The following is a 26,264-nucleotide window of genomic DNA, read 5'->3' as shown; positions in this document are numbered from 1 at the left end:
GGCGGGGCCCGGCGCATCACGTGCCGGGCCCCGCCTCGTGGTCGGAGGTCGGTTTACCAGATACCCGCCGCAGCCTCCCAGCTCTTGGTGTAGGTGTTGAGTCCACCATCGGCCTTGGCGGTGAACGTGTAGGCGGCCCAGCGGGTGGTGCCGTAGTCGTAGACGGCGGTGATGTCGGCGCGTCCGTCGCCGTTGACGTCCCCGGCGAGCGGCGCCGCCCGGGGCGCCTCCCAGTTCCCGGGTCCGCTGTCCCAGCTGGCGAACGGCGCGTTGAGTGTCCCGTCGTTCTTCGCGAGGAGCGTCCGCAGTGTCGTTTGTGCGCCGCCCTGGTCGAACATCAGCACGATGTCGGCGTGTTTGTCGCCGTTGGTGTCGGCGGCGACGGCCTGGATGCCGGCGATGTTCCACCCGGCGCCGGGTGCGTTCCACGACGCCACGGGTGCGGGGATGGTGCCGTCGGGTGCGGTGATGAATCCGAAGGCTTTGGCCTCGCCGGTGTCGTGGACGTACACCGCCCCCAGGTCGGCGCGCCCGTCGCCGTTGAGGTCCCCGAGGGTGTAGCGGGCGTTCTGGTAGCGCCACCAGTCGGGGTGGGTCTCCACCCACCCGTTCACCAGGGTGGCGAACACCCCACCCGCGGCGGCGGGGAGGCTGTGTGTGGAGATCCGCCCGTCGGCGTACCCCTGCACCAGCACCAGGTCGGCGCGCTTGTCCCCGGTCGCATCCCCGGCCAGCAGCGTGGTGCGGTCGAAGTCCCACCCGGCGGGATGTTCCCATCCGGCGCCGCCGGGGTGGAATCCGCCGTCACCGCCGGTGTTCGCGAGGAAGGTGAACACGCGTACGTGCCCGTTCCCGTAGTGATACAGCGCCGCGATGTCCGCGCGCCCGTCCCCGTCGAAGTCCCCGGCGACGTACTTCGCGTCCCCCTGACAGAACGTCCCCGCCGGCTGCACATGACTCTGCCGAGGCTCGGTCAACGACCCGTCCGCCCGCCGCAGTTGCGTGAACCACCCGGTCGCACACCCCCCGAAGTCCACCACGGTGGCCACATCGGAGCGCCCGTCGCCGTCGAAGTCCCCGGCCAGCATGGTGCGCCCCATCGGCGTCTCGTCGACCCCGGGATACACGGTCGTCCCGCCGGTGTGCATGTTCCACCGGACGTGCCCGCCCTCGAAGTTGCTGCTGGCCCCGGCCATGACGCCGTATTCGGCGCTGGTGGGGAACCCGAGCGGCCCCGTCTCCCATCCTTGCGCGGCCCAGGTCCCGCGGATGGACCCCCACACCGGCCATGCGCCGGTGGCGTCGGACCGGTAGATGGAGGCGGTGTCCCCGTTCGCGCCGGGGATGCGGAAGTGCGCGTAGGTGCCGGGTTTTTGGGGTGCGGTGGGCAGGATGTCGGTGGTGGGGAAGCCGAGGACGCCGCGGGGGCCGTTCATGGCCTGCCAGCGTTGGAAGATGTCTCCGTTGAGGGTGTGGGCGCCGCCGGTGGGGGTCCAGGTGACGACGCCGGGGCCGGTGGCGGGTGTTCCGGTGAAGCGGGACATGCTGCCGATGTGGGTGCCGGCGCCGTCCTTGACGATGTCCTCGTCGGAGACGGGGTAGCCGAGTGCTCCGCCGGTGCCGCCCTGGGCGAGCCAGGCGGCGCGGATGTCGCCCTGGACGGACCAGGCTCCGGCCAGTGGCGACCAGTGGATGGAGGCGCGGTCGGTGGTGTTGCCGCTGTCGCCCTGGAAGTTGACGTACTTGCCCGTGCCGTCGGCGGCGATCGGAGCGATCGGCAGGTGCAGGCGACCTGTCGTCGCGCCGAGTGCCTGGTATTTGGCGAGGATGGGTCCGCACAGTTCGATCTGGACGGCGGCGTTGCCGGCGGAGGGGAACTTGGCGCATTCCGCCCAGGGTTTGGTGTCGGCGATCAACGCGGCGGGCGCGAAGAGGCTGCCGGTGGCGTCGGGGGCCTGGCCGCGGAAGGTGTAGAGGGTGCCGTCGGCGGCCTGGGCCCACAGGTCGGTTCTGCCGTCGCCGTCGAGGTCGCCGTCGGAGGAGACCTTGGGGTAGAGCGCGGGGTCGAATCCGATGCCGATGCGGGTGCGGGCGGCGGCGTCGCCGAGCGCGGCGAGGTCGATGGTGCCGTCGGGCTTCTTCCGGGAGGCGTACTGGTAGAGGAAGCCGGTGGCGCGGTCGCGGGCCCACAGGTCGGGGTGGTCGTCGCCGTTGACGTCGCCGGGGGCGATCAGGTCCAGGCCGGTCCAGTCCGCGTCGCCGAGCGGGCGGGCGTAGTCGAAGGAGCCGGGGGAGGTGCCGCCGTGGAAGAGCCACAGGCGGGGTTTGCCGGTGGTGTCGTTCTCCAGGGTGAGCAGGTCCAGGCGCGCCGTCTGGCGGTCGAGGTCGTTGTCGACGTTGCCGGGCGCGAGGATCTGGGTGACACGGGTCCAGTCGTTGTCGTACCGGGCGCAGACACTGTTCGCGCGGGTGGGGTCGACGCAGGTGGTGGGTCGGATGACGGGGCTGCGTTCGCTGCGCACGAAGTACTGGCCGTTGGTGCCGGGGCCGCCGCTGCGGTACAGGTAGAGGCTTCCCTTGGCGTGGGCGTAGAGGTCGTCGCGTCCGATGCCCTGTCCGCCGCGGTGGGTGAACAGGGAGCCGTTCCACGTCGGGCGCCCCGAGGGTTCGGTGGCCGGGCCCTGGGTGGTTCCGGAGACGAGGATGCCGCCGGGGGTGGGTGCGGTGTTGGCGCCGTACATCCTCAGGGCGCCGGCGTTGTCGACGACGACGAGGTCGGGGCGTCGGTCGCCGTCGATGTCGCCGAGTTTGGTCTCGTGGTTGGGGTCGGCGGGGACGTAGAAGGTGTAGGCGGTCTGTTGGGAGGTGTTCCCGGCCTTGTCGACGGTCTGTGCGAACAGGCGTTGGCCGCCCCAGTCGAGGACGGGCAGGTCCTTGATCTTCCAGACCTTCTCCACCGGGTCGTACTGGGCCTGGGCGGCGCCGCCGACGGGGATGGTGCCGCCGAGGGAGTATTCGACGCGGTCGACGCCGGATCCGATGTCGGTGGCGGTGAAGGTGAAGGTGCCCTTCTCGCCGGCGTGCCTGCCGCCGCCGTTGACGGGGAAGTCGATGCTGGGGATGGCGACGGGCGCGGGTGGGGGTGTGTCGTCGACGGTGAAGGTGCAGCCGTTGATCCAGTTCGACTCGAGGTCGTCGTCGTCGGAGACGACGGCCCACTTGTAGGTGCGACCGCCCAGGAGTGTGCCGACCGGGATGTCGGCGCGGGCGACGTGGCCGCTGGGTCCGGCGGAGACCCAGTTGCTGTCGTAGACGAGCGGGTCGCCGTTGCCGACCTCGTTGACCGCGAACCTGGCGACGACGTCGTGTCCGTCGGGATCGGACAGGGTGGCGAACAGGCTGACGCCGCCGCGGACGGGGTTGACCGCGCCGACGTAGCCGCAGTTCCCGGACGCTTCCCCGTTGACCGGCTCGGGCGTCATGCGCAGGTCGGTGGGGGTGTTCGGCTTGGTGTTGTACTCGATGTAGATGAAGTTGTCCGCGGCGGTGCGGGAGAACCGCTTGAAGCCGTTGTTGGTCGTGGTCTGGGGGCTTTCCTTGCCGTAGACGCCGAAGGTGAGGAATTCCCAGTTCTGGTGGCCGGCGAGGTTGGCGGTGATGTCGAAGTCGACCAGGCGGTTGCCGCACTTGTCGTCGACGCTGGAGCTCGGCACGTTCGCGGTGCCCCACAGACCCTGGTCGGTGGGTTGGTTGTTCCAGTTGGTGCCCTGGGTGAGGGTGTCGCTGGTCAGGTGCAGGTAGACGGGTTGGGTGACGGTGGGGCTGCAGTCGTGGACGGCGGAGTCGACCTGGGTGGTGTTGAAGGTGACGCGTTTGATCGACTTGCCGTTCAGGCGTCCCTGCCAGTTGTAGTCGACCCGGTAGAAGGTGCGTTCCAGGCCGATCGGGGCGCGCCAGTGCTGGTAGCCGACGCCGGGTTGGTAGTCCGTGCGCCCGTAACCGACGGTGGTGCGGGAGCCGTCCTGGACCCAGCCGTACAGGCTGACGTTGTCGCGCAGGGGTATCCAGGCCGGGTCGATGTAGAGCGGGAACACCGTGTCCGGCGCGTGCAACAGGCCCGTGTCCGGGGTGAGCGTGAGCGACCCGGCGGCGACCGCCGCCTCCAGCGGCGCGGTCGTGGCGTGCACACCCGGGCGCCTGTCGGTGGAGATCAACTCGCCCGCCGGTATCGGCGCGGAGGGATCCTCCGCCGTGTTCACGGCCGCCGAGCCCTTGGCGCTCCCGACGGGGGCCTGCTTCGGGGTGGTGCGCGAGTCCCACATCGCCGGCGCAGGCGCGGTGAACACGGCCTTGCCGTCCGCCGTCCTGGCGGCGAGGGTGCCGTCGCCGTTCTCGCCGACGCTGAGGCCGTCGGCGCTCATCCCGAGCTTGAGCGTGGCCAGTTGCGGGTTCTTCGCGGCCGCCGCGGTCTTGACGATCAGGGTGTGCGAGAAGCCGCCCTGCTCGGTCGCGGACACCTTCAGGTCGACGTCGGGCAGCACCCCGGGGTAGAGCGCGCCGTCGCCGGCCAGGACGGGTGCGGGCAGTGCGGTGGGCCAGGTGAAGGTGAGCTTGCGCCCGCCGTTGGTCATCGACGCCAACAACCGACTGCCGCCGCCGCCCAGGGCAAGGTCGGTGGTGGTGCTCGCGGGGCGCACGGTGCCGTCCCCGGCCCGGGTCAGCGTGGGGTCGAGATCGCGCCAGGTCCCGGTCTTCTTCGTCCGTGACGGTTCGACGGTGCGTTTGAGCGCGAGGGTGCCGTCGGGTTTGGCGGTGACGGTGTCGGTCTCGGTCGTCAACTCCGGTACGGGAGTGTCCTGTCCCGTTTGTTTCGCCTGCGCGGTCGCGGCCTTCTCGGCGGCGACCCGGGGATCGACCGGCGGGGTGGCGGCGGTGGGCGGGGCGCCCGCGCGCGGCGCGGCGTTGGCGGTGCCGGCAAAGGCCCCTGCGGCCAGGGAGAGCGCGACGAGCCCGCAGACCACCGCGGCCGGACGGGATCGTGGGCGGGCATGGGCGGGTGGTTGTCCCATGACGGGTACTCCTGCGGGAACGGGGATGCGGTGGCGCGAGTGCGCACAGGTGCGCGGAACCTACCGGTTGGCAGCAGTCCGCGCGACGTGCCGCAGATCACATCGACCAAGTGATCTTGTCGACATGCATCCGAATCCCCGCACCACGCGAGCGAATTGCCGAACTATGAATCCCAGCGGGTGATTTGGCCTCGATCGGGACGATCGAACAGCCCCCGAAGTTGTAGTGACGAAGCACACATCAACCACCGGGAACCGCCTTTACCCACACGGGATTTACGCCCTACCGTGCGCTCCGTCTGTGATCTCTCGCCTGCTCGGGGGCGGGGTCCGTCCTGCCTGGTGGGGGTTGTTCGAGATGCGTAACCGGCCTTGGGGAACGAAGAAGAAGCGGTCCCGTCGCGAACACGGCGCGGGCCCGGCACGAATACTCGTCGTCGGGACGCTGCTGCTGGCCCTGACCGCGAACGTCGCCCCGGCCCAGGCCCTGGACTGGCTCGCCGACCCCCCGGACCCCAACGCGTGGTCCCCCAGTCCCCTGCCCAAAACCCCCTCCGTCCCCGGACACAAGGCGACCACGCCCAAGGCGACACCGCTCACCGGCGACGGCCACCCCACCTGGAACCCCGCCAAAACCGAGTGGCCCAAGGCCGCCGAAACAGAGACCACCCCCGCGCTGGCGTCCGGATTCGTCGCCCGGGGAGGATCGTCCCTGCTGGCCGCCCCCACCGGCGGCAACGCCCCTGGTACCCCGGTCTGGATCACCACCCCCGACACCACCCCCGGCCCCCTCCGCACCGGCACCCCCACCGCCGCCGCGACGAACACCCCCGCCGCCCGCGTGAAGGTCACCGTCGCCGACCACGCCACCGCCGAGAAGGCCGGCGTCGACGGTGCCCTTGTCACCGTCCGCCGCACCGACACCACCGCCACCCCTGGCAGGGTCACCGTCGGCATCGACTACACCGGATTCCGCAACGCCTTCGGGGCCGACTGGTCCACCCGCCTGCGCCTGGTCGCCATGCCCGAATGCGCCCTCACCACCCCCGACATCGCCGCCTGCCGCGTCAAGACCCCCGTCACGGGCGCCCGCAACGACCGCACGAAGAACCGCGTCCTCGCCGACGTCGACCTGGCCCCGGCCCCCGTCGCCGCGTCGAACGCGAAGAACGCGTCCGCACCGGTCGGCGGTGCGATGGTCCTGGCCACCACGGCGGACGCCTCGGGCCCCTCGGGCGACTACAAGGCCACGTCCCTGTCCCCGTCGGGCCAGTGGTCGGCCGGCGGCAACTCCGGTTCGATGAACTGGTCCTACGGCATTACCGTCCCGCCCGTGGTCGGCGGCACCGCCCCGACCGTCAACCTGGCCTACAACTCGGGCGGCGTCGACGGCCGCACCACCTCCACCAACAACCAGGCATCGTGGATCGGCGAGGGCTGGGAGTACTCGCCCGGCTTCGTGGAGCGCTCCTACCAATCGTGCGCACGCGACGGACGGGACAAGTCCGGCGAGAAGTGCTGGTCCAATCAGAACACCCAGACCCTGTCCCTCAACGGCAAGTCGTCCGTCCTGATCCAGGACGACACCGACAAGAGCAAGTGGCGCCTGGAGAACGACGACGACTCCCGGATCGAGCTCCTCACCGGCGCGGACAACGGCGACAACGACGGCGAGCACTGGCGCCTGACCACCGGTGCCGGCGTCCAGTACTACTTCGGCGTCGGCCACAAGCCCGGCACCACCACCGGCCCGGCCACCAACGCAACCTGGTCCGCCCCCGTCTACGGCAACGACCCGGCCGAACCCTGCTACAAGGCAGCCGGGTTCGACTCCTCCTGGTGCCAGCAGGCGTGGCGGTGGAACCTCGACTACGTGATCGATCCGCGCGGCGGCATGGTCACCTACACCTACAACCCGGAGACCAACCGCTACACACGCGGCGCGGTCCTGGTCGGTTCCGGCACCCTGACGGAATACACCCGCGGCGGCACCCTCGCGAAGATCACCTACGGCTCGAAGAAGACCGACACCGGGCAGCCCACGGCCCAGGTCCTCTTCGACACCGCGGAGCGCTGCCTGAAGAAGGACGGGTTCGACTGCGACCCGGCCAAGATGACCAAGGCCAACGCGTCGAAGTGGCCGGACGTCCCCGTCGACAAGCAGTGCGCGACCTCGGGCAAGTGTGAGGAGTACGGCCAGACGTTCTTCTCCACCCGCCGCCTGACGAAGATCACCACCCAGTCCCTGGTCGCCGGCACCTACCAGACCGTCGACGAGTTCGCCCTTGACCAGGACTACCCCGACCCCCAGGACGGCTCCTCCGCCACCCTGTGGCTGAACTCGATCACCCGCACCGCCTGGGACGGCACGAAGAAGATCGATGTCCCCTCGGTCGACTTCGCCGGCACGTTCAAGCACAACCGCGTCGATGCCGGAGGCGATCTCGCCCCGCCGATGAACCGCCGCCGGCTGACCGGCATCACCAACGAGACCGGTGGCCAGACCACCGTCACGTACAACACCCCCGAGTGCGCCCCCACCACCCTCCCCGCCCAGGACGCCAACACCAAGGCGTGCTACCCGATGTGGTGGAACTACGACGACGCCTCGGACCCGGTCCTGCACTGGTTCCACAAGTACACCGTCGCCGCCGTCACCGAACACGACATCGACGCCTCTGTCCCCAACCGCTCCACCCGCTACGAATACCTCGGCGGCGCCGCCTGGCACCGCGACGACGCGGAACTGACCGAGGACAAGGAAGCGTCCAAGCCCAAGAGCAAGGACCGCCGCACCTGGAACCAATACCGCGGCTACGGCCAGGTGGTCACCCGCACGGGCGCGGCCCCCGACGCCGTCACCCAATCCGCCACGTTCTACCTGCGCGGCATGGACGGCGACGTGAAGAAGGACGGCACCACACGCGCCGTCACCCTCACCGACTCCACCGACACCCCCCTCGTCGACGCGGACCAGCACGCCGGATTCGCCTACGAGACCCAGACGTTCACCGGCGACGGCGGCACTGTCGCGACCACCACCCTGAACACCCCGTTCTCCTCGCCCGTCACCGCCACCCACACCCGCGCCCGCGGCCTGCCCCCACTCACCGCCCGTCGCACCGCCACCGAGCAGACCCGCACCCGCAGCCTTCTCGCCGACAACACCACCTGGCGCCAAACCTCCAAGACCACCACCTACGAACCCGTCCACGGCCTCCCGGAGACCGTGTCCGACAAGGCCGACGGCCTTCCGGAGTACTGCACGAAGACCGCCTACGCCCACAACACCGCGGCCTGGATCATCGGCAAACCCGTCGAGGTCCAATCACTCGTGGGCGAGTGCGACACCGCCGCGACCAAGGACACCGTCTACGCCTGGTCGCACACGCTCTACGACAACAAGCCCTACGGCGAGGTCGGCACGATCGGGGACGTCACCTCCAGCGACGCCGTGATCGACTACAAGGCGGACGGCACTCCGAACTGGGTCACCACCGCCAAGTCGGAGTTCGACGCGTACGGCCGAGTTGTCAGCGCCACCGACGCCGAGAACCGCACGACCACCACCGCGTACGCTCCCGCGACCGGAACCATGCCCACCACGGTCGCAGTCACCAATCCCAACAACTGGACGTCCACCACCACCTACGCCGGCGCCCGCAACCTCGCGATCAAGGCCACCGACGCGAACGGTGTGGCCATCGAGCAGGAATACGACGTCCTCGGCCGGCTGATCGCCGTCTGGAAGCCGGGCAACGCCAAGCCGAACGATGCCGACCTCCAGTTCGCATACACGATCAGCAAAACCACTCCCTCCGTGGTCACCACGCGCACGCTGCAACTCGACAAGCAATACGCGGTCTCTCATCGAATCCTGAACAGCTTCCTACAGGAGCGCCAGACCCAGTCCAGCCTCCCCAACGACGGCTACGGCCGCGTCGTCCAGGACACGTTCTACGACAGCCTCGGACGCCCGTACAAGACGAACCAGCCCTACCTCAACGAGGACTGGGAGCCCGAGACCGCCGTCTTCGTCGGTGACGACGCCCAGGTTCCCGGCCAGGACTCCGTCGTCTACGACGGCATGGGCCGCACCACCGCCCAGGTCTTCTCCTCCAAGGCCATCGAACAGTGGCGCACCACGACCACGTACGCCGGCGCGGACGAGACCCGCGTGACCCCGCCGAACGGCGGCACCGCCACGCTGTCGATCAATGACGCCCGCGGCAAACCGAAGGAACTACGCGAGTACAACGGCGGCAAACCCGAGGGCGACGGCTACACGAAAATCACCTATACGTACACCCCGCGCGAGGAACTCAAGACCGTCACCGACGCGGGCGGCAACACCTGGACGTACACCTACGACTTCCTCGGCCGCAAGACCCACGTCGAGGACCCCGACAAGGGCCCGTCCGACACCCGCTACGACCTCGTCGGCCGTGTCATCGGAACCACCGACGCCCGAGGCCAAAAGCTCGCCTACACCTACGACGCCCTCGGCCGAAAGACCGCCTCCTACAAGGACTCCGTCGCCGACGCCAACCTCCTCGCCGAGTGGACCTACGACCGCTACGCGAAGGGGCAGGCCGACGGCTCCTCCCGCTACGTGGGCGGCAAGTCGGGCGCGAAGTACACCAGCGAGATCACCGGCTTCGAACCCGGCACCTACCGCCCCGCGGGCACCCGCACCACCATCCCCGCCGTAGAGGGCAAACTCGCAGGGGTCTACACGACCAGCACCACCTACGTACCGGTGCTGGGACTGCCATACAAAACCGAACTGCCCGCCCATGGCGGACTCCCCGCCGAAACCCTCCTCCACGCCTACAACAACGCGGGCCTGCTCACGTCCCTCGGCGGCGCCAACGGCTACCTCAACCGCGCCAGCTACGACCCCTTCAGCCGCAACGTTCGCGCCACCCTGGGCAACACCCCACTCCAGGCCGCATTCACCAGCATCTACGACCCCGCGACCGGCCGTCTCCTCAACACCGAATGGGCCAAGGAGACCGGCACCACCGCCCGGGTCGACGCCACCGCCTACACCTACAAGCCGTCCGGCGACGTCACCTCCATTCGCACCCAACGCGACAACAACACCACCGACACCCAGTGCTTCGCCTACGACGCCAAACGCCGCCTGAAGGAAGCCTGGACGGACACCGCCGGCACCACGACCGCCCCCTCCCCGAAGGTCCCCGGCCTCGGCGGCTGCGTCACCCAAACCCCCACCAAGACCACCCTCGGCGGCCCCGACACGTACTGGCAGTCCTTCGACTACGACATCGTCGGCAACCGCACCAAACTCGTCGACCACGACGCGACTGACGACCCGACCAAGAACGTCACCACGGAGTACGCCTACCGGGCGGGGGCCAAGCCCGAGGCGCGCACCCACCGCCTGGACTCGGTCACCGTCAAGACCGGCATCGCCCAGACCGTCACCACCGGCCTGACCTACGACCAGTCCGGCAACACCAAGACCCGCCCGGGCGCCGACGCCAACCTCCAGACCCTCACCTGGGACGAGGAGGACAAGCTCACCAAGGTCGCCTCCGCCACGAACACGAGCGAATACGTCCACGACGCCGAGGGCAACCGCATCATCCGCCGCGAGGCCGGCAAGACCACGCTCTACCTCGGTGGCGACGAACTCACCACCAACACCGACCAGTCCGGCCCGGTCGTCGGCACCCGCTACTACCCCACCACGGGCGGTACCACGGTCGTCCGCAACGGCAATGGCCCGCTCACCTACATGGCGGCCGATCACCACGGCACTCCGGTCAGCACCCTCGACTCCACCACCCTGACCGCGACCCGCCGCCAGTCCAAGCCCTTCGGTGAACCCCGCGGCGCTCAGCCGACCCAACCGAACGGCCAATGGCCCGACGACAAGGGCTTCCTCGGCAAGCCCATGGACTCAACCGGCCTCACCCACGTCGGCGCCCGCGAATACGACCCCACCCTCGGCCGCTTCATCAGCGTCGACCCGGTGATGGACCTCACCAACGCCGGGCAGATGCACGGCTACACCTACAGCAACAACAACCCGCTCACCTACAGCGACCCGTCCGGACTCCGGCCGCTCGACGACTGTGAGCCCTTCTGCCAAGGCGCAGACACCCCTGACCACGGGACGCGACCGAATGACTGGGCCACCCCACCGCCGGCCCCGGACGATCCCTGGGTCGGCCCGGACGGCCGGGACCTGCCCCTCCCGGTGAAGAACCAGTTCGAGTTCAAGCAGCGCTACTCCAAGAACTACGCGTGGAACACCAAGCACTACGACAGCCCGGACCTGAAGTACAAGTGGACTGTCCAGGCCATGTCGCTGTTCCAAGCATGTGCCAAGACCGCCGGTTGCCTGGACTCCGAACTCGGCGAGGTCTACTGGTGGTGGAACTCCCTGTCGAAGCTCCAAACCGGCGAGATCGGCCCCACCGGCTCCAGACTCGTCCCGTTGAACGTGTCCCCAAGTACCGCCAAACTACTCGCTGGAAAGACCGGTGGAGGCTGCAACAGCTTCCTGCCCGAGACCCTCGTACTACTCGCCGACGGCTCCGGTAAACCGATCGGCGAGGTCAACGTCGGCGAAGTCGTCATGGCCACCGATCCCGAGTCGGGCCAAACCTCGCCACAGCAGGTCACCGCGCTGATCACGGGAGTCGGCAAAAAAACCCTCGTCGAAATCACTGTCGACACGGACGGTGACGACGACACAGCCACCGGCACGATCACTGCCACCGACCATCACCCCTTCTGGCTCGAAGACCGGCAAGACTGGGTTGATGCCGAAGACCTGACCCCCGGCGACCTGCTACGCACTTCTGCGGGTACCTACGTACAAGTCACGGCCACCAGGAAGTGGACGCAGCACCGACAGGTGAACAACCTCACGATTGAGGGGTTGCACACCTACTACGTACTGGCAGGCAGCACGGCAGTACTCGTCCATAATTCGCTTCCATGTCAAGCGGATATGGAGGATGGCCTCAAAAGGGCTCATGACGCGGCGAGCAAATTCAAGAACCCGGGTGGAATGTCTGGCCACGTCGTTCTTGACGATGGCACCAGGTATGACCTTTCATCCGGTCCGGACGGCCGCAATCTCCGCCCAGAGCATATCGCGCCTCCCGGAACGACGCCTGAGAACTTCCATCACCTGGAGAATCAGACTGCAGCTATCATGCGCGAGAGCAGGCAGAATGCGACTCTCTATATCACCGGTACCTACGGTGCGTGTAAGTATTGCATTCCGGAAATGGGGGCAATGGTTCCACAGGGTGGACGATTGTTGGTGATCTGGCAGAATGAGAGCGGAGTGATCAAGAATCGAATGTTTATTGGAAAGGCCGATTAGGTCGACTTCAGATGCGCATCTTGGTCATATTCATTCGCCGATGGTGGTGACGGTGCCGGTGGCCCGATTAGCGTACGGCGAGCCTCGGATTGCGGGCGGATTGGAGAAACACGGCGTGGATTCGTCCTGGCAGTGGCGTGTTGGGCCCAGATCCGGATCAATGAGGGCCACACCCCGATCCGGGCCGATCACGCCGCGGCCCGCCTGCCGGTATATCCGCTTGGCGCACGGTGCGGCGCTGACGCCAAGGTGCCGTGCATGTGCGGTGGGAGCAAATCGCGTTGGACGAAACGGTGACCGCCGTCAGCCGTTGATTCGCCGACACCCGACCACGCGTAAGTAGGCGTTCTACTGCTGTTTTACCTCCGGGCAACCCCGCTCGCCACGCTGGTGCGGGTCACCGGGATCCGATGGTCGATCCAGGAATTGTTCCGGGCGGGGAAGGGCTGCGCCGGCCTCGGCCATCACCAGGTCCGACATTCTCACACGCGGATCAGACGCCCGTACCCAACGGCACCGATTCCGCTGACGTCAACGAGAGCCGCCGTTTGATCCCCGCCGCGGTACTCACTTTGCGCTGCGTCCCGGCCACGTTTTTCACTGGCCGCACTGGCGCAGAAATAAGCCCGAGGTGCCCACCACTACCGACGATGGACCCAGCCATGATCAACGAGTGCGGCTGGAGCACTACGGACCTTGGCGAAACGAGGGAAGGCGCCGCATGGTCTGGTGGTGACGGTTCCAATCGCGCTCACCTCGGATGGGAAGTCTGGTGCTGGGGAGCTTCCGCTGCCTCTGATTCGTCCGATGGGTCTTCTGCGTGGGTCCCTGTGCGGCCTGATAAGGACGGCCCTACATCGCAGTGGGCCCAGGCCTCTTGCTCCCTGGCAAGTGGGTAGGATGGGATGCCATAATAGCTAGATGATTAATCCTGCGGACATCGATGTTTCCGATCTCCTTAGTCGTTGGCTGCGTCCCGCGCAGTTTCCTGCGGTTGGCCTCATGGACTTGCCTCTCGGTCTACCTGTACCGCTCAAAGAGTGGTACACACTCACGTCTTGCTGGCCAGAGATTTGGTCTGCCAGCATTAGGGTTTATGAGCCCACACGTATTCGAATGGGATCAGATCGGGTGGCATTCATGGAGGATCCTACTGGGGATTGGATTTGGGTTTTTGATCCGAGTCAACCGAATGTTGTCTATGAAGGAGAGCCGGGGGGCGGCTTGCAGCGAACCACTGAGGACCTCATGGAGATGCTCGTGCATGTGACAGTGAAGTCGGTTATCGTTTTGTCCAATTACGGTAGGCTGGGTGCTCAGGTACCCAATGAGTCATTGCCACGGATTCTTGATTCAATGGAAAGAATTGGTTTCAGTGGATGGAAATGGCCTCGTCCTGGATATCGTGTATTCGCCAAAAATGGCCTTCTGGTGGAAGTTGGTCCAGCGGTTGATCCGCAGGCGCCATGGCTCGATAGGGGCGGATATTCTACTGTGCGGATCGCGGCCCTGAACGACTCGGACCTGGCTTATCTCGATGTGTTCTCGACGGTTGCGTGGATCGATACCAGCCGAAACATCCAAGGCTTGTCCCGTGAGTGATCTTGAGGTGTGTGGCTGCCATCCGTCGTCGTGTGGCGGAGCATCGCTGTGGTAGGTGGGTTGATGGCTCGTCTGGGTTTTCGTGTGTTGGTTGGGAATCCGGCGGTGTGGGTCGGTGGTTGCGGATTGTGGTGGCGAGGATTTCGCGGGATTGGCCCGGGGGCCTGGGGTTTCGTAGTTTTGTGATGTGGCTGGCGTTTCAGTGGTGGGGTGAATTGGTGGCTGGTCTGGGTTTTCGTGTGTTGGTTGAGAATCCATCGGGTGGGTTGGTGGTTTCGGGTTGTGGTGGTGGGGGTTTCGCAGGGCCGGGTCGGTGGTGCCGGTCTGGGGTTTCGTAGTTTCGTGAGAACTGTTGTGGGTTTCTCGTTGATGTATTGATGCGTCGTAAGGCAACCGCGGGTTTTTCTCGGGTTTCCGGATGTCGGTACGGGGTGTCCGCGGGTGTCCGCTGGCCTGATCGGCCCTGTGGTCTGGTGTTTTGCGGGGTTCGGCGATGGTGTCGGGTTTCCCGCTGTTGTGGTGAGGTGCCGTGGGTGGGGCTGGTGTCGGGGTTTCGTCGGGGCCGGCGCCGGCCCCTTTCCGGGGGCGGGTTGTTACCGGTCAGGCCGGGCCGTGGTGGAGTCTCGCCCACAGGAGGTCGTCGGGCGGGACCAGCAGGCGGGGGAGTTCGAGGCGTTCGGCGATGTGTTCCAGGGCCTGTGCGTGTCGATACGCCGCCGGCCCGCGGGGGGTCCGGGAGACGGCCCGGGGGAGTGTGACCAACGCGCGGGCGAGGGTGACGGTTTCGGGATAGGTGACCACGGTGCGTGCAAGGAGAGCGGCCGAGACGCCGCTTGTCGCGGTCAGGGCGGGGTTGCCGCGGTGAGCCGGCCCAACCGTCCCTGCCAGCGCCGCGCCAGGTGGCGTCCGCGGTCGTACCAGCGGGTGGTGGCCGCCCCGGCCCAGGCGTACGCGGTCGTGCCGTCGCGGTGTCGTGCGAGGCGCCGGTGGACCCGGTACGCGAGGCCGATCCCGGAGAGCCCGCCCGTGTCGAGAGGACCCGGCAACCGGACCCCACTCGCCCGATACCGGTGGCGAGGGCACCACATGCGGTCCGCGGGCGGATACGTCCACGCCACGACGCCGACCCCGCAGGTTCGGCGTCGTGCACACACCGGGCAGGCCCGGACGGGTCGCTCGTCGGTGGCCAGGACGCGTACCCGCGCGCCGGCCGTCCGTCTCCGCGCCGTGTTCTCCTCGCCGACGCGGGTCGGCCCCACCGTGGCGTCGATGCCGGCCGGCTGTGTCCGGCGGGGCAGGCGCAGGCCGGATTCGGATTCGGCCGCAGTGGTCGGACGCGGCAGAGCCTGCGTCAGGTGGTCGTGGGGGATCCGGGTGAACGCGGCCAGGCGGTGTAGCGCCGCGTGGTCGAGGTGGATCTCGACGCGAGGCGCTGCCGCTCCCGGTCCTGTTCGCCCTCCCGGGCCGTGGAGTTCGATGCCGAGGTCGTCCAGCAACCGGGGCACCTCCACGCGATAGGCGTTCCCGAGGCGGTTCAGGTATGAGGCGGTCGACTCGAACGCCACGGGCGCGATCCGCAGGGCGCCCGAGGGCGGGAGTTGCGGGTATCGCCACGTCGGGCCCGGGTCGGGGTGCTCCCCGCCGCTCCCGTCGCCTTCGTGTCTCCTCCCGCCGCGCGTCTTCCCGCTCCCGCGTGCCTTTCCGTTCGCGTTCACGGGACGCGTCGCGCCGTCGCGCGGGCGGGCGGTGTACGCGCCCGGGCGGGGTTGCGAGGCCGGTGGTGCTCCTCGGCGAGGTGGTCGAGGCGCACGGCGTCCAGGCCGCCTCGGGTGATGCGTTCGGTGCCGTCGAGGATCGCGTCGATCGCGGCCTGGCGGACGAGCCGGGCCAGGCTGCCGATCCGCCCGGCGGTGCGGGCATGCAGATACGACACCGACCGGGGCACCGTCCCCGCCCGATGCGCACGCAGATCCAAAGCGTTCTCCATGGCGGCGACCAGGTCCAGGAACGGCTCCGCCCCACCCACACGCGCGGGGAACGCCCCACAGTCGATCAACGCCGCCCGGCCCGCGAGTCGCGCCGCGTACCCCCGTGAACAACGGCGTGGCGGCCACGTCGATGCCCGCGTACACGAACGTCGCCCCGATGCGCTCGGTCAGGTCCTTCAACAGGTCGGCCGTCTCCGCGCCGGCGGTGGTGCGCGGGCCCCGCCGGTGGATCTCGTCGATCATCACCAGTCGCACCCCCGCCTCGCCGTAGACGTGGCAGACGGCGTTGGTGATCTGCGCCTGGGTCATCCGGTCGGTGGTCGGCACGCCGAGGTAGCGGGCGAACTCGGCCGCCAACGTCTTCGCGGTCGCCGCGGGCGGCACGAGGACGTACGCGACCGGCACCCCCTCACCGGCACCGCCGCCCGCGCGGCTTCGCGCGGTGTGGGCGAGGTGGCAGGCGCGTCCGACCTGCAACAGGGCCGTGGTCTTCCCCGCGGCGGCGGGCCCGGTGACGATCAGCCCGGGGCGCGCGGTGACGTCCTGGTGCCGGCCCAGGATCATCAGGGTGCGCACGTTCTTCGCGAGCGCGTCGATGACGGGGGTGCGCACGACGACGAACCGGGAGTGGTAGGCGACGCGTTCCTCGAGGCCCCGCGGTTCGGCGCCGGGCGGGGGAGGGACGGCAACGGGCGCGCCGACGAAGTCCCGCCAGCGCACGCCGCGAATCACACACCGACCGCACACCACCGCGCGCACCGGATGCCGACCAGGCCGACCGTTTACCCGTCGCCTGGGGTGTCGCCTGCCCCGTCGTCCTTGGAAACGACGGAGCCCACAGCGGTGTTCGGGCCGGTCGGGGGCCGATATGCACCCTCGAAAATGCGCAGGCTGTATAGGGGTTCATCGTGAGTAACCCCAATCCACCCCGTCGGCCCCCGGCTCACGTCCGGCGCATCCCCAACGCGTCCAACTCCGCGATCCGCTCCTCCGAGAGCTTCGCTCGCCTGCTCCTGGTCGTGGTCACCCACACCCTCAGCCGGACGTCCTTCGGCCACCCGTCGAACGCGGTCACCGACTCCACGTGGGCCCGCGGGACCTCCAAATGCCCGACCCGGGCCCGGTAGGCCGCCGCCGCGGCCACCGCGATCGCCCACGCCTGCTCCCGCGTGCGCCGCGGCCGAGGTCCGTCCGGCACCGACACCGCCGCCCCGGCCTCGGCCCCGTGGTGTCGGTCATCGCGGGTGGACGTCAGCCCGGACGCGAGCAGTTGGTCGCGCTGCGCCGCGTTCAACCCGTTCAGCCGGACCGCCGCCGAGCTACCTACCGCCCGATCCCGGCCCCGGTCCCACGGTGCACGACGTCCATGCGCACGTCGTCCGGCTGGCCCTCCGCGCCCTGCTCGGCCCGTTCCACGGTGCGCGGTCGCACCGACGGCGACACTTTGCGCCGCGCGGGCCCACGGGGATTCGGTCGAATCGGTTGCGGGTGGCGCCCGCAGGCCGGGGACCGATCCCGCTCGGGTGCGCAGGTCTTGTCGAAGTACTCGGCCGAGTACGCGTGACCGTGCTCGGCCGTCGGGTGGTTCGATCGGGGTGGGGCATGGGCATCGACCGCCGTCGCCCGGAAGCCTTCGCCCGGCGGTGGTGTAACGATCCATGCGGACCGAAGGGCCCTGACAGGATCGACGCCGTGACGGACGACATCCGAGAGATATTCGAACGGGCCGGCTGTGAGGGTGCGTTGTGTGTTCAACCGCTGGGAGGCGAGGTCGAGTTCGGCCTGTGTCCGGACGCGCCGGTGGTGTCGGCCTCGGTGGTCAAGGTGCAGATCGCGCTGGAGGCGGAGACCTGGTTCGCCGAAGGCCGGCTGGACCCGCGGGAGCGCGTGACGCTGAGTGTCCTCGACCGGACTCCCGGCCCGGTCGGGATCTCGCTCTTCGACGACGACGCCGTGCTCTCGTGGCGGGACATGGTCGTGCTGATGCTCACCATCAGCGACAACCACGCCACCGACACGCTGGTGCGGCGAGTCGGCGTCGACGCGCTCAACGCGACGGCGGCGCGGCTCGGGCTGACCGGCACGGTGATCGAGTCCGACCTGCGGACCATGCTCGATTCCATCGGCCGGGACCTCGGGCATCCCGGCTGGAAGGACGCGCTCGCCTGGGCGGCCGGCGCATCCCAAGACGAGGCGGCGCGGGCCGACGAACGGCTCCTCGCCTGCCGCGCGTTGGATCCGTTGCGGGGCACCCGAACCACCCCGCGCGACATGGTCGACCTGCTGCGGCTGATCTGGACCGACCGGGCGGCCCCCGCAGCCGCCTGCGCACGGGTGCGCGCCGTGATGGCGAGGCAGGTGACCCGGCACCGAATCGCCGGCGGATTCCGGCCTCCCGTGCGGGTCGCGGCCAAGAGCGGCAGCCTGGTCGGCGTGATCCGCAACGAGATCGGCGTGATCTCCTACCCCGACGGCCGCCGATACGCCGCTGCCGTCTTCACTCGCTCCCGACCGGGCTCGGACGACGCCGCGATCAACCGGGCCATCGGCACCGCCACCGCACGGGGCGTCGCCGCACTGCGGAACACAGGCGCCTGAAAGCCCGGCCGGCGCCGACTTCGGGCGAGGCCTTCGGGGATCTCCGACAGGCTCCTGTGATTTCGGGGGTGGTGGTTGGTGTGTGGACGGTGGCGTGAGCTGGGGTGTTGCAGGTCGGATGAGAACATTTCGGGGCTGTCCGGGTGGAGGCTGTGGGGGTCTGGCCTGGGGGTGTGGCGTTTTTGTTGAGAATGCGCGGGTGTGTTGCGCATAGCCTGTGTGTCTCAAGGCCCGGACCGTGTTTGCGCAGGTCACAGGGTTTTGTATGGCTGCAGGGCCCCGGGGTGTGTCTACTGTCGGGGTGTGCGGGACCCGGCGGTGGTGCCGGGACGGTGGTGTGTTTCGGCGGGGTGGTCGAGGCGGACCGTGTCGAGGCTGGTTTTGGTGATGCGTTCGGTGCCGTCGTCGATGGCGGTGATGGCGGCTTGGCGGATGAGGCGGGTGAGGCTGCCGATCCGTCCGGCGGTGCGTTGGTGGAGATACGACGCGAGGCGGCGGTGGTGTCCCCGCGTGGTGTGCGCTTCGGGTCGAGGGCGGTTTCCACGCCGGTGATCAACTCTTTGAATGGTTCGCGTGTGCCGAGCCGCGCGGGGAAGGCCCCGCACTCGATCAGCGAGGCCCGTCCGGCGAGTTGCGCCCCGCGTACCCCGGCGAACAACGGTGTGGCGGTCACGTCGATGCCCGCGTACACGAACGTCGCCCGGATGCGTTCGGTGAGGTCTTTCAGCAGGTCCGCGGTCTCGGCGCCGGTGGTGGTGCGGGGGTTGAGGCGGCGGGTTCTCGTCGATGAGGACCAGGCGGACGCCGGCCCGGTCGTACGTGTGGCAGACGGCCTCGGTGATCTGTGCCTGCGTCATCCGGGCCGTGACGGGGACGCCGAGATAGCGGGCGAACTCGGCGGCCAAGGCCTTCGCGGTCGCGCCCGGTGGCACGAGAACGTACGCCACCGGCACCCGGCCTTCCACCCCTGCACCCCCTGCGCCGCGTCGGGTGGCCTCCGCGAGGTGGCAGGCGCGTCCGACGCGGGTGCGGGGCGGTGGTCTTGCCCGCGGCGGCGGGCCCACCGGCGATCAGGGACGGTCGGGCGGTGGTGTGTTGCCGGCGTCCCCGGGCCCGGGAGCGTCGGCGTGCGTATGTTGGTGGCGAGGGTGTCGATGGTCGGGGTGCGGACGCTCGCGAACGCGGAGTGATAGGCCAGGCGTTCCTCCCGACTGCGTGGCGGGGGCATCGGGCTCGGGCTGTGTCGGGGCCGGTGCGGTCGCGAAGTCCTGCCGGCCCTGCCAGGTGGTGACCGGCCGGGATTGTTCCGTCGCGTCCACACCCTCGTCACTCGGGCCTTCGCCCGACTGCTCACCGGGGCTCACCATTTCAGGGCCTCCTCGTGTGCGTCGTAGAGCCCGTACCGCGTGTACGGCGGTGCGGGGGAGCCGGGGTCGGTTTCGTCGGCGCCCCACCCCCGCGGTGGTGACTCGTCGGGGTCGTCGTCGAGTTCGTCGAGGCCGTCCTCGCCCGTCCCCGGGACGGTGCCGCCGAGGTCCTGTTCCCGCCCTTAGCGCGCGGGGCGTCCCGGTGGGGGAATCCGGGTGGGTGTGCTGCGGGCGAGGAGGCGTTGTTCGGCGCGGGTGGCCCCTCCGGCGCGGGCACGGCGCATGAGCCGGTCGAAGGCTTCCGCGAGGTTCGCCTCGTGGATGTCGGCCTCGGCGTGGGGGATGACGGTGGCACGCACGTACCGCCAGGTGCGTTCGTCGAACGGGTGGTGGGCGTGGTCGCGGTGGATCCACGGGATCTCGGTCAACTCGCCGTCGGGCAGACGGATCCACACCCGGCGGCCGTCGTGCGGGTTGTGGTGGACCTCCCACTTCCCGCCCCGGGCGACGACGCCGGAGGACTGCCCGCGAAGCGGGCCCAGGACTTGGTGGTCGTAGGTGCGGTGGTCGATGCGGATCCCACGTTCGCCGGCGGCCTGCCATCGCACCGGCAGCAGTTCGAGGTAGTCGCCGCGGCTCAGTGGTACCGGCACGTATCCGCACGCCGCGACCAGGGCGGCCCACATCCGGTTCGGCGTCAACGCGACCTTCGGCATCACCGGATGGCGTAGTCCTTCGTGGGGGCGGTGGTGCCCGTGCACGAGCCATTCGTCGAGCAGGTCCTGCAACCGGGCGACGCTGAAACACGCCTCACGCTCTGCGTCTCTGCCGCGTCGGCCGGCGTCGGAGCCGGTGTACCCGGGAAGGCGTTGGCAGAACAGGGAGTTGATCGACCCGAAGGTGCGCTCCACGATGCCCTTCGCCGTCGGCGCGAATGGCGGGGCCGGCTGCACACTGATTCCCCAACGTCTCACAGGCCGCGGTGAACGCCCCCGACAGGAAGACCTTCCCCGAGCACCCTCCCCCCTGAACACATCCGCCGCTGCGCCACGTCCCCTTGGAGGTCCGCGATCACACCAAGACACCGACGTCTTCGAGGCAGCGGAGCAGGGCCGCCTGTGGTGCCGAGTTCGTCCTCGACGTGGGCGTTCGGAGGGACCGGGCCGTGCCGAGCCCGCGTTCAGGCTTTGTGTCTCCAGATCTCCTTCCACCGTTCCTCCCGTGCGGCCACCACGACGGGGTCGACACTGCGGGGTTGCCATCCGCGACCGGCCCCGCATCGTGCGCACAGCCGGTGAAGGCGGTAGCCGTCGCTCCACGGGGTCGTTCCGCCGTCGCTTCCACATGCCCGGCACACCGAGGGGACGTCCGTCGCCGTGATTGTGGAGTTCAGGATGCGTGCCACGACGATCGGGAGCGGCTCGATCGGATGAGCCTCGGGATCAGGGCAGTAGGCGAGACTGCCCTCCCAGCCCCGCCCCCGGTCCCGCCAGCCGCCGTCCGGCGTCCGGTGACGTCGCCCGCGAGACTTCTCGGCGCGACGCTGCTCGATGAACGCCGATTCGTCCGCCAGCCACAGCTCCCGGGCGTTCGCCAACTCCTCCACCGCCCGGACAAGAGCCGCCGGGTCCGTGTCCGGCAGCGCGGGGATCCCGGAGCTGCGGCACAGATGGTGGTATGTCGCCCGGAAGCCGTACGGCCTGAACATCACCACACAGGTACGGAGACTGGCGTGACGGGCACGCGCCGAAAGCCCGATGTCGTGCACCCGCCACCGGTGCGTCGCAAAGCCGCTCATCCGGCGAGGCTAAACCGTCGGTCGACCTGCACGCACTGACTTTCGAGCACGTTCGAGGCGTCCTTGATCCGACCCGGACACCACCGGTCGGCGGCGCCTTCCAGGGCCAACACCAAGCCGTACGCAGGGGCCGTCACCGTGTCGAACCGGCAAGAGCAGCGGTCGATCCCGCCGCCAGATTGTCCGACACCGACCACCGAGCGAAAACACCAAATCCGCGCCCTGAACCTCACTTCGGATCCCACACTCGACCGCCTCACCAGCGCATGCCGAGTTCGGTGAGCAACCGCACCCGCTCCTCGTTCAACGAGTTCCGCCGGGTGCGTTGGTTGTTGACCCACTTGCCCAACCGGACCTCGACCACCTCGCCCGTACCCGCCGCGCCACCCACGGCCCCTTCAACGTCTGCTGCGTCCACCGGCCCGATCACGGTCTCGACATGCGCGCGCGGCACGTCGAGGTGTCCTTCGCGTTCGCGGTAGGCGACGGCCGCGGCGAACCCGGTCTCCCACGCGCCCCGCCCGCGCCTCGGCACCGGGGCCGCCCCGGCGCCGTCGCCGCCAACAACCGCACCGCCCTCCTCCGTGCCGTTCCTCCCACCACGACCTCGCGCACCACCGACGCCGGCAGCCGCCGCCACACCGTCCTCGACACCGTCGCCGCCCGCTGCGCCGCCTTCGCCCGCCACCGCGCCGTGCCCGTGTTCGGTTTCGGCCGTGATGCCGAGTGCGTCGAGCTGCCGCACCTGTCCGGGCCGCAGCCCGGCCCTCACGTCCGCCCGCCGGTGCCGCTGCGCCCAGGCGCCGATGTCCCGCCCACCGGCGACGTGTCCGGGCACGAGTTCGTCGAGGGTCCCGCCCCGCCGCAGGTGCAGTCGTACTTCGTTGCAGGCTCTCTGCCAGGCGATGGTCCATCCGTCGGGCCTCCACCACGGGTCCAACTCCTCGAGGGCCCGGCGGCGTTCGGGGTGCGCGTCCAAAACACCCGCACGCCGTTGGTTGGCGAGCCACTGGCCGACGCGTACGCCGTCCTGGACGGCTCCCTGTGGTGCGGCGAGATGTCCGACGCGTTCGACGTACCGCCTGGCGACGGCGAGTCCGTCGTCGAACGCGGCGTCGGGATGCGACCACACCATGCCGAGCATGACGAGTTTCCGCGTGCGGCCGGCGTCGAGCCGCCCGGCGGCGTACTCCCTGCGCTGCACCGCGGCCCACTGCCCGACGGGATAGTCGTGGTCGTGCCCGTCGCGTGCGTCGAGGGGGATCCTCATGTGCCCGTGCGTCCCCAGGAACCGCCGCGCGGCGAGATACCCGCGGACCCAGTCGCGTTCGTCCGGGTCGATCACCCGCAACCGCACGAAGTCCGCCACCACCACCGGATCCCGCGGGCTGGAGAACCGCAGGAGGGGCCGCGTCTCGGTCCCGCCGCCGAGGCCCGATCCGTTTGCATCGACCGGCCCCGCCGCGCCCTCCACAACCCCGCCAACGCCCTTCGCGACCCCACCGACGTCCCCCTCGGCCGTCCCCGCGCCCCCCTCGACCGCCGTGTCGCCGTTCGCTGTGCCGTGTTCCGCCGTGCCGTCCTCGTCCTCGTCCCGGCCGGGCCCGGCTCCGGCGATCGTCCGTACTGCGCCGTGTGCCCGTGCCTGGGGGACGGCGAGTGCCTCGACGAGTTCGGGTGCGTGGGCGCGGAGCGCCTCCAGCACGGTCACGAGGTACCGGTGTCCGTCGGACAGGAGCATGTCGTCGGGCCGTTCGTGGTCGTCGAGGAACACCGGAACGACGATGGCGGCGACCTTGCCCTGTCCCGGCTTCTGGCGCAGTGCCCTGCCCAGGGCCTGGGTGATGTTCACGACGCTGGACATCTCGTCGAAGATCGCCACGGCGTCGACGGCGGGGCAATCGATGCCCTCGCCGAGGATCCGTACGTTCGCGACCACGGACAGGTCCCCGGGTTCGCCCGGCGCGGCGAAGCGGTCGAGGACGGCGCGCCGGTGTTCGCTCGGGTGCTCGCCGTGCAGCCACTCCGCTCGCACGTCCGCAGGGGCCCGGTCCGGGAGTTCGGCGCGCAGGCGCCGGCCGACGTCGGGCAGCCCCAACGCGAAGGCCTTGGCCTCGGCGACGCGGTGGTGGAACGTGATGACGGTACGCAGCCCGTTCTCGCGGGCGGTCTTGAGCAGCGCGGTCTGCAAGGCGGCGAGGCGTTTGCCGCGCCACGCCTCGACCAGCCTCGGCGCGTCCGGGCTCTCGTCGTCGAGGGCCTTGCGCGCGTCGCGCCGGGCCTGGTTCGACTCCTTGTCCCGGATGTCCGCCACCAACACCACGAACCGCGCGAGCAGACCGCGTCGGATGCTCTCGGCGAGCCCCAGATGGAAGATCCTCGGGCCGTAGACGTCGATCGCGTCCATGGACACGGCGAGTTCCTCGGGAAGCGCGGGAACGCGCGACAGCCCAACCGTCCGAGCCGGCGACGCGCCACCCCCACCACCTGACGACCCGTCAGATGAAGCAGGCATTTCACCGGTTTCATCGATCACCCCGGTTTGCATTTCCGATGAGAAATACTCGCCACCCGAATCGACCTCGAATGCGATGTCATCGGGCATCGGCGGAAGTTCGATGTGTGATCCGATGTGAGGTTCGACGTGGCGCCCGGCACCGCCGCCCACACCCCGCGCCCCGCTCCCGGACCCCACCTCGAACAGCGCCCCCTGCCCACCCGCGCCACTCCCGACACCGCCCCCGCCCCGTTCGCCGCGCCGCCTCCTGCGCCGCCCCTTGAACGGTTCGTAGATGCGGGGTGTGGCGGTCATGTACAACCGCCGCAGTGCGGGGACGAGGGTGTTGTCGTGGATGTCGGTCCAACTCTTGTCGACGTGCCCGGCCACGCGATGGGCCTCGTCGCACAACACCAGCGTCCAAGCCCTCAAAGCAGGGATCCCGTAGGGCCCGGTGTGCGCGTGAATCACCGCGCCGAGCGAGGCATAGGTGGCGAACACCGTGTACCGCACGTGCCGTCGGGCCCACAGGGCGAGACTGGGCCCGCTGGTGGTGGCGCGCACGCTCGCTGCGCCGAGCGCGTCGTCGCCCTCGAGGGAGCACACCGCGAGCATGGCCTCTTCGTGTCCGAGGGCGCGCCAGGCGGTGACGGTCTGGGTGAGCAGATCCAGGGTGGGGACCAGGACGAGGGTGCCGCCGGTGGGCGCGAGGCGTCGGGCGGTCTCGGCAGCGATCAGCGTCTTGCCGGTGCCGGTGGCCGACACCAGGAGCCCGCGGTTGCCGCCCGGGCGTACGGGGCCCTCCAGGCCGCGCACCGCAGCGTCGACGGCCTCGACCTGGTGCGGCCGCGGCCGTGGGGCGAATTCGCGCACCGACCCTCCTCGTCATCACTTCCGGAACACCCGACGGGGCTCCCGATATACGTCAAAGTCTACCTGAGTCATCCTTGAGTCACCTCGCTCTCCAATCCTGTCGAAGGAAAACATCAACGACGCCCCGGCCTTTGAAGCGACGCCCCGACCTTTCGATTCGTGCGCCGATCCTCCCGTCACGCCGCGGCCACATACTCGGGGCGGGGGAGCGGTACGCGGCCGTGTTTCACTGCGGTTCGGGTACGCCGAGTCTCCCCAGTCGTGAGCGGATCGCGCCCGGTTGGCGGTCGAAGCGTCGGGCGAGCTCGACCAGGCCGTGTCCTGCGGCGTGCAGTTCGAGGAGCAGCTGCTCGTCTTCGGGGGTCCATCGTTGGTAGGCGTTGGCGTGGCGGGTGCGGATCTCCTCCACGGAGTAGGCCTTGTCCGCGGCCTCGTCCTTGTGTGACGCCGGTTGTCCCACAGTCGTGTCCCGGGCGGGGATCAACTCCACCGAGCCCAGTGCGGACGAGGGGAAGTCGCACACCTCGACTCCCTCGAGCCAGAAGGTGGTGGTGCCGTCCTCGAACGTCAACAGATCCGCTCGCAGGTCGAGTTCACGGCACATGGCATCGGGGTCTGCGGGATCGGCGACGAACTCCTTGAAACGCAGGCGGAGTACCGTTCGGGGCTTCGGTTCGGTCATGACGGAAACGATGCCGGCCGAACCCACCTCCGGGGCCCGTCGCTTGTACCGATCCGCATCGCGGATCGGTAGCTCCCCGCAACGCGGGGAGCCCGCGCTCCCTCCTCCGACAGGGAACTCCCGTAACCCACTGCCCACTTCGCGCTGCCGGCGGGCCGCAACGCGGCCCCGGTCCGAGCCGCAACGCGGATCGGACGCCTCCCGCAACGCGGGAGGCCCTCACTTCGTTCTCGATCCGCACCGCGGATCGAGCTCCCCGCAACGCGGGGAGCCTCGGTGGCGCACCGCGCCACCGCGAGCCGCAACGCGGCTCCCCGAGCTGATTCCCAGGTGGGCCCATGCGCAGGAGCTGCTGCGGCAGCAGTAAGCGTCGGTGGGCGCGGCCGCGACCGCCCCGCAGCCCGGCGCCCGCGCCGCGCAG

At 69.3% G+C, this 26,264-nt stretch carries 11 protein-coding genes and 2 pseudogenes; 3 read left to right on the top strand and 10 right to left on the bottom strand.

Features of this window, described 5'->3' with window-relative positions; genetic code table 11:
• Positions 1-53: 53 nt before the first annotated feature.
• Complete coding sequence (locus tag ACWGR4_RS28710) at positions 54-5,069, bottom strand: hypothetical protein (protein ID WP_452131662.1); 5,016 nt, start codon at positions 5,067-5,069, stop codon at positions 54-56.
• Positions 5,070-5,427: 358 nt separating this feature from the next.
• On the opposite strand from ACWGR4_RS28710, the gene ACWGR4_RS28705 reads away from it, so the two are divergent.
• Both ACWGR4_RS28705 and ACWGR4_RS28700 read left to right on the top strand, forming a co-directional pair.
• A complete protein-coding gene (locus ACWGR4_RS28705; protein WP_452131661.1) occupies positions 5,428-12,438 on the top strand; it encodes an RHS repeat-associated core domain-containing protein in 7,011 nt (2,336 codons plus the stop codon).
• Positions 12,439-13,569: 1,131 nt separating this feature from the next.
• A complete protein-coding gene (locus ACWGR4_RS28700; RefSeq protein ID WP_452131660.1) occupies positions 13,570-14,040 on the top strand; it encodes a hypothetical protein in 471 nt (156 codons plus the stop codon).
• A 600-nt stretch (positions 14,041-14,640) separates the two neighbouring features.
• Here ACWGR4_RS28700 and ACWGR4_RS28695 read toward each other — a convergent pair.
• From ACWGR4_RS28695 to ACWGR4_RS28680, 4 genes and pseudogenes are all read right to left on the bottom strand, one after another.
• The gene (locus ACWGR4_RS28695) at positions 14,641-14,841 is read right to left on the bottom strand and encodes a hypothetical protein (RefSeq protein WP_452131659.1); all 201 of its coding nucleotides are present in this window, start codon (positions 14,839-14,841) and stop codon (positions 14,641-14,643) included.
• 41 nt (positions 14,842-14,882) lie between these two features.
• Positions 14,883-15,608: pseudogene (locus tag ACWGR4_RS28690) on the bottom strand (TniQ family protein); the annotation flags it as partial.
• Positions 15,609-15,751: 143 nt separating this feature from the next.
• Positions 15,752-16,760 (bottom strand): annotated as a pseudogene (locus tag ACWGR4_RS28685) (TniB family NTP-binding protein).
• A gap of 211 nt (positions 16,761-16,971) precedes the next feature.
• Positions 16,972-17,322: a helicase associated domain-containing protein gene (locus ACWGR4_RS28680; protein WP_452131658.1), complete on the bottom strand. Its 351-nt coding sequence runs from the start codon at positions 17,320-17,322 to the stop codon at positions 16,972-16,974.
• Positions 17,323-17,720: 398 nt separating this feature from the next.
• On the opposite strand from ACWGR4_RS28680, the gene ACWGR4_RS28675 reads away from it, so the two are divergent.
• On the top strand, positions 17,721-18,626 hold the full coding sequence (locus ACWGR4_RS28675) for a serine hydrolase (RefSeq protein ID WP_452131657.1): 906 nt from the start codon (positions 17,721-17,723) through the stop codon (positions 18,624-18,626).
• A 290-nt stretch (positions 18,627-18,916) separates the two neighbouring features.
• Here ACWGR4_RS28675 and ACWGR4_RS28670 read toward each other — a convergent pair whose 3' ends face one another.
• From ACWGR4_RS28670 to ACWGR4_RS28650, 5 genes are all read right to left on the bottom strand, one after another.
• A complete protein-coding gene (locus ACWGR4_RS28670) occupies positions 18,917-19,558 on the bottom strand; it encodes an ATP/GTP-binding protein (protein ID WP_452131675.1) in 642 nt (213 codons plus the stop codon).
• Between the two features lie 617 nt (positions 19,559-20,175).
• The gene (locus tag ACWGR4_RS28665) at positions 20,176-20,904 is read right to left on the bottom strand and encodes a hypothetical protein (protein ID WP_452131656.1); all 729 of its coding nucleotides are present in this window, start codon (positions 20,902-20,904) and stop codon (positions 20,176-20,178) included.
• A gap of 269 nt (positions 20,905-21,173) precedes the next feature.
• Complete coding sequence (locus tag ACWGR4_RS28660; protein WP_452131655.1) at positions 21,174-21,791, bottom strand: hypothetical protein; 618 nt, start codon at positions 21,789-21,791, stop codon at positions 21,174-21,176.
• Positions 21,792-22,047: 256 nt separating this feature from the next.
• Positions 22,048-25,161: a Helicase associated domain protein gene (locus ACWGR4_RS28655; RefSeq protein ID WP_452134262.1), complete on the bottom strand. Its 3,114-nt coding sequence runs from the start codon at positions 25,159-25,161 to the stop codon at positions 22,048-22,050.
• Positions 25,162-25,387: 226 nt separating this feature from the next.
• A complete protein-coding gene (locus ACWGR4_RS28650; RefSeq protein ID WP_452129835.1) occupies positions 25,388-25,843 on the bottom strand; it encodes a hypothetical protein in 456 nt (151 codons plus the stop codon).
• Between the last annotated feature and the right edge of the window lie 421 nt (positions 25,844-26,264).

Source organism: Embleya sp. NPDC055664 (assembly GCF_053618075.1).
This window is presented reverse-complemented; position numbering and strand designations above follow the sequence as displayed.

Excerpts from the sequence above, each read along its gene's own strand:
- ACWGR4_RS28705 (WP_452131661.1), top strand. The coding sequence starts at position 5,428 with ATGCGTAACCGGCCTTGGGGAACGAAGAAGAAGCGGTCCCGTCGCGAA.
- ACWGR4_RS28650 (WP_452129835.1), bottom strand. The coding sequence starts at position 25,843 with ATGACCGAACCGAAGCCCCGAACGGTACTCCGCCTGCGTTTCAAGGAG.
- ACWGR4_RS28710 (WP_452131662.1), bottom strand. The coding sequence starts at position 5,069 with ATGGGACAACCACCCGCCCATGCCCGCCCACGATCCCGTCCGGCCGCG.
- ACWGR4_RS28660 (WP_452131655.1), bottom strand. The coding sequence starts at position 21,791 with ATGAGCGGCTTTGCGACGCACCGGTGGCGGGTGCACGACATCGGGCTT.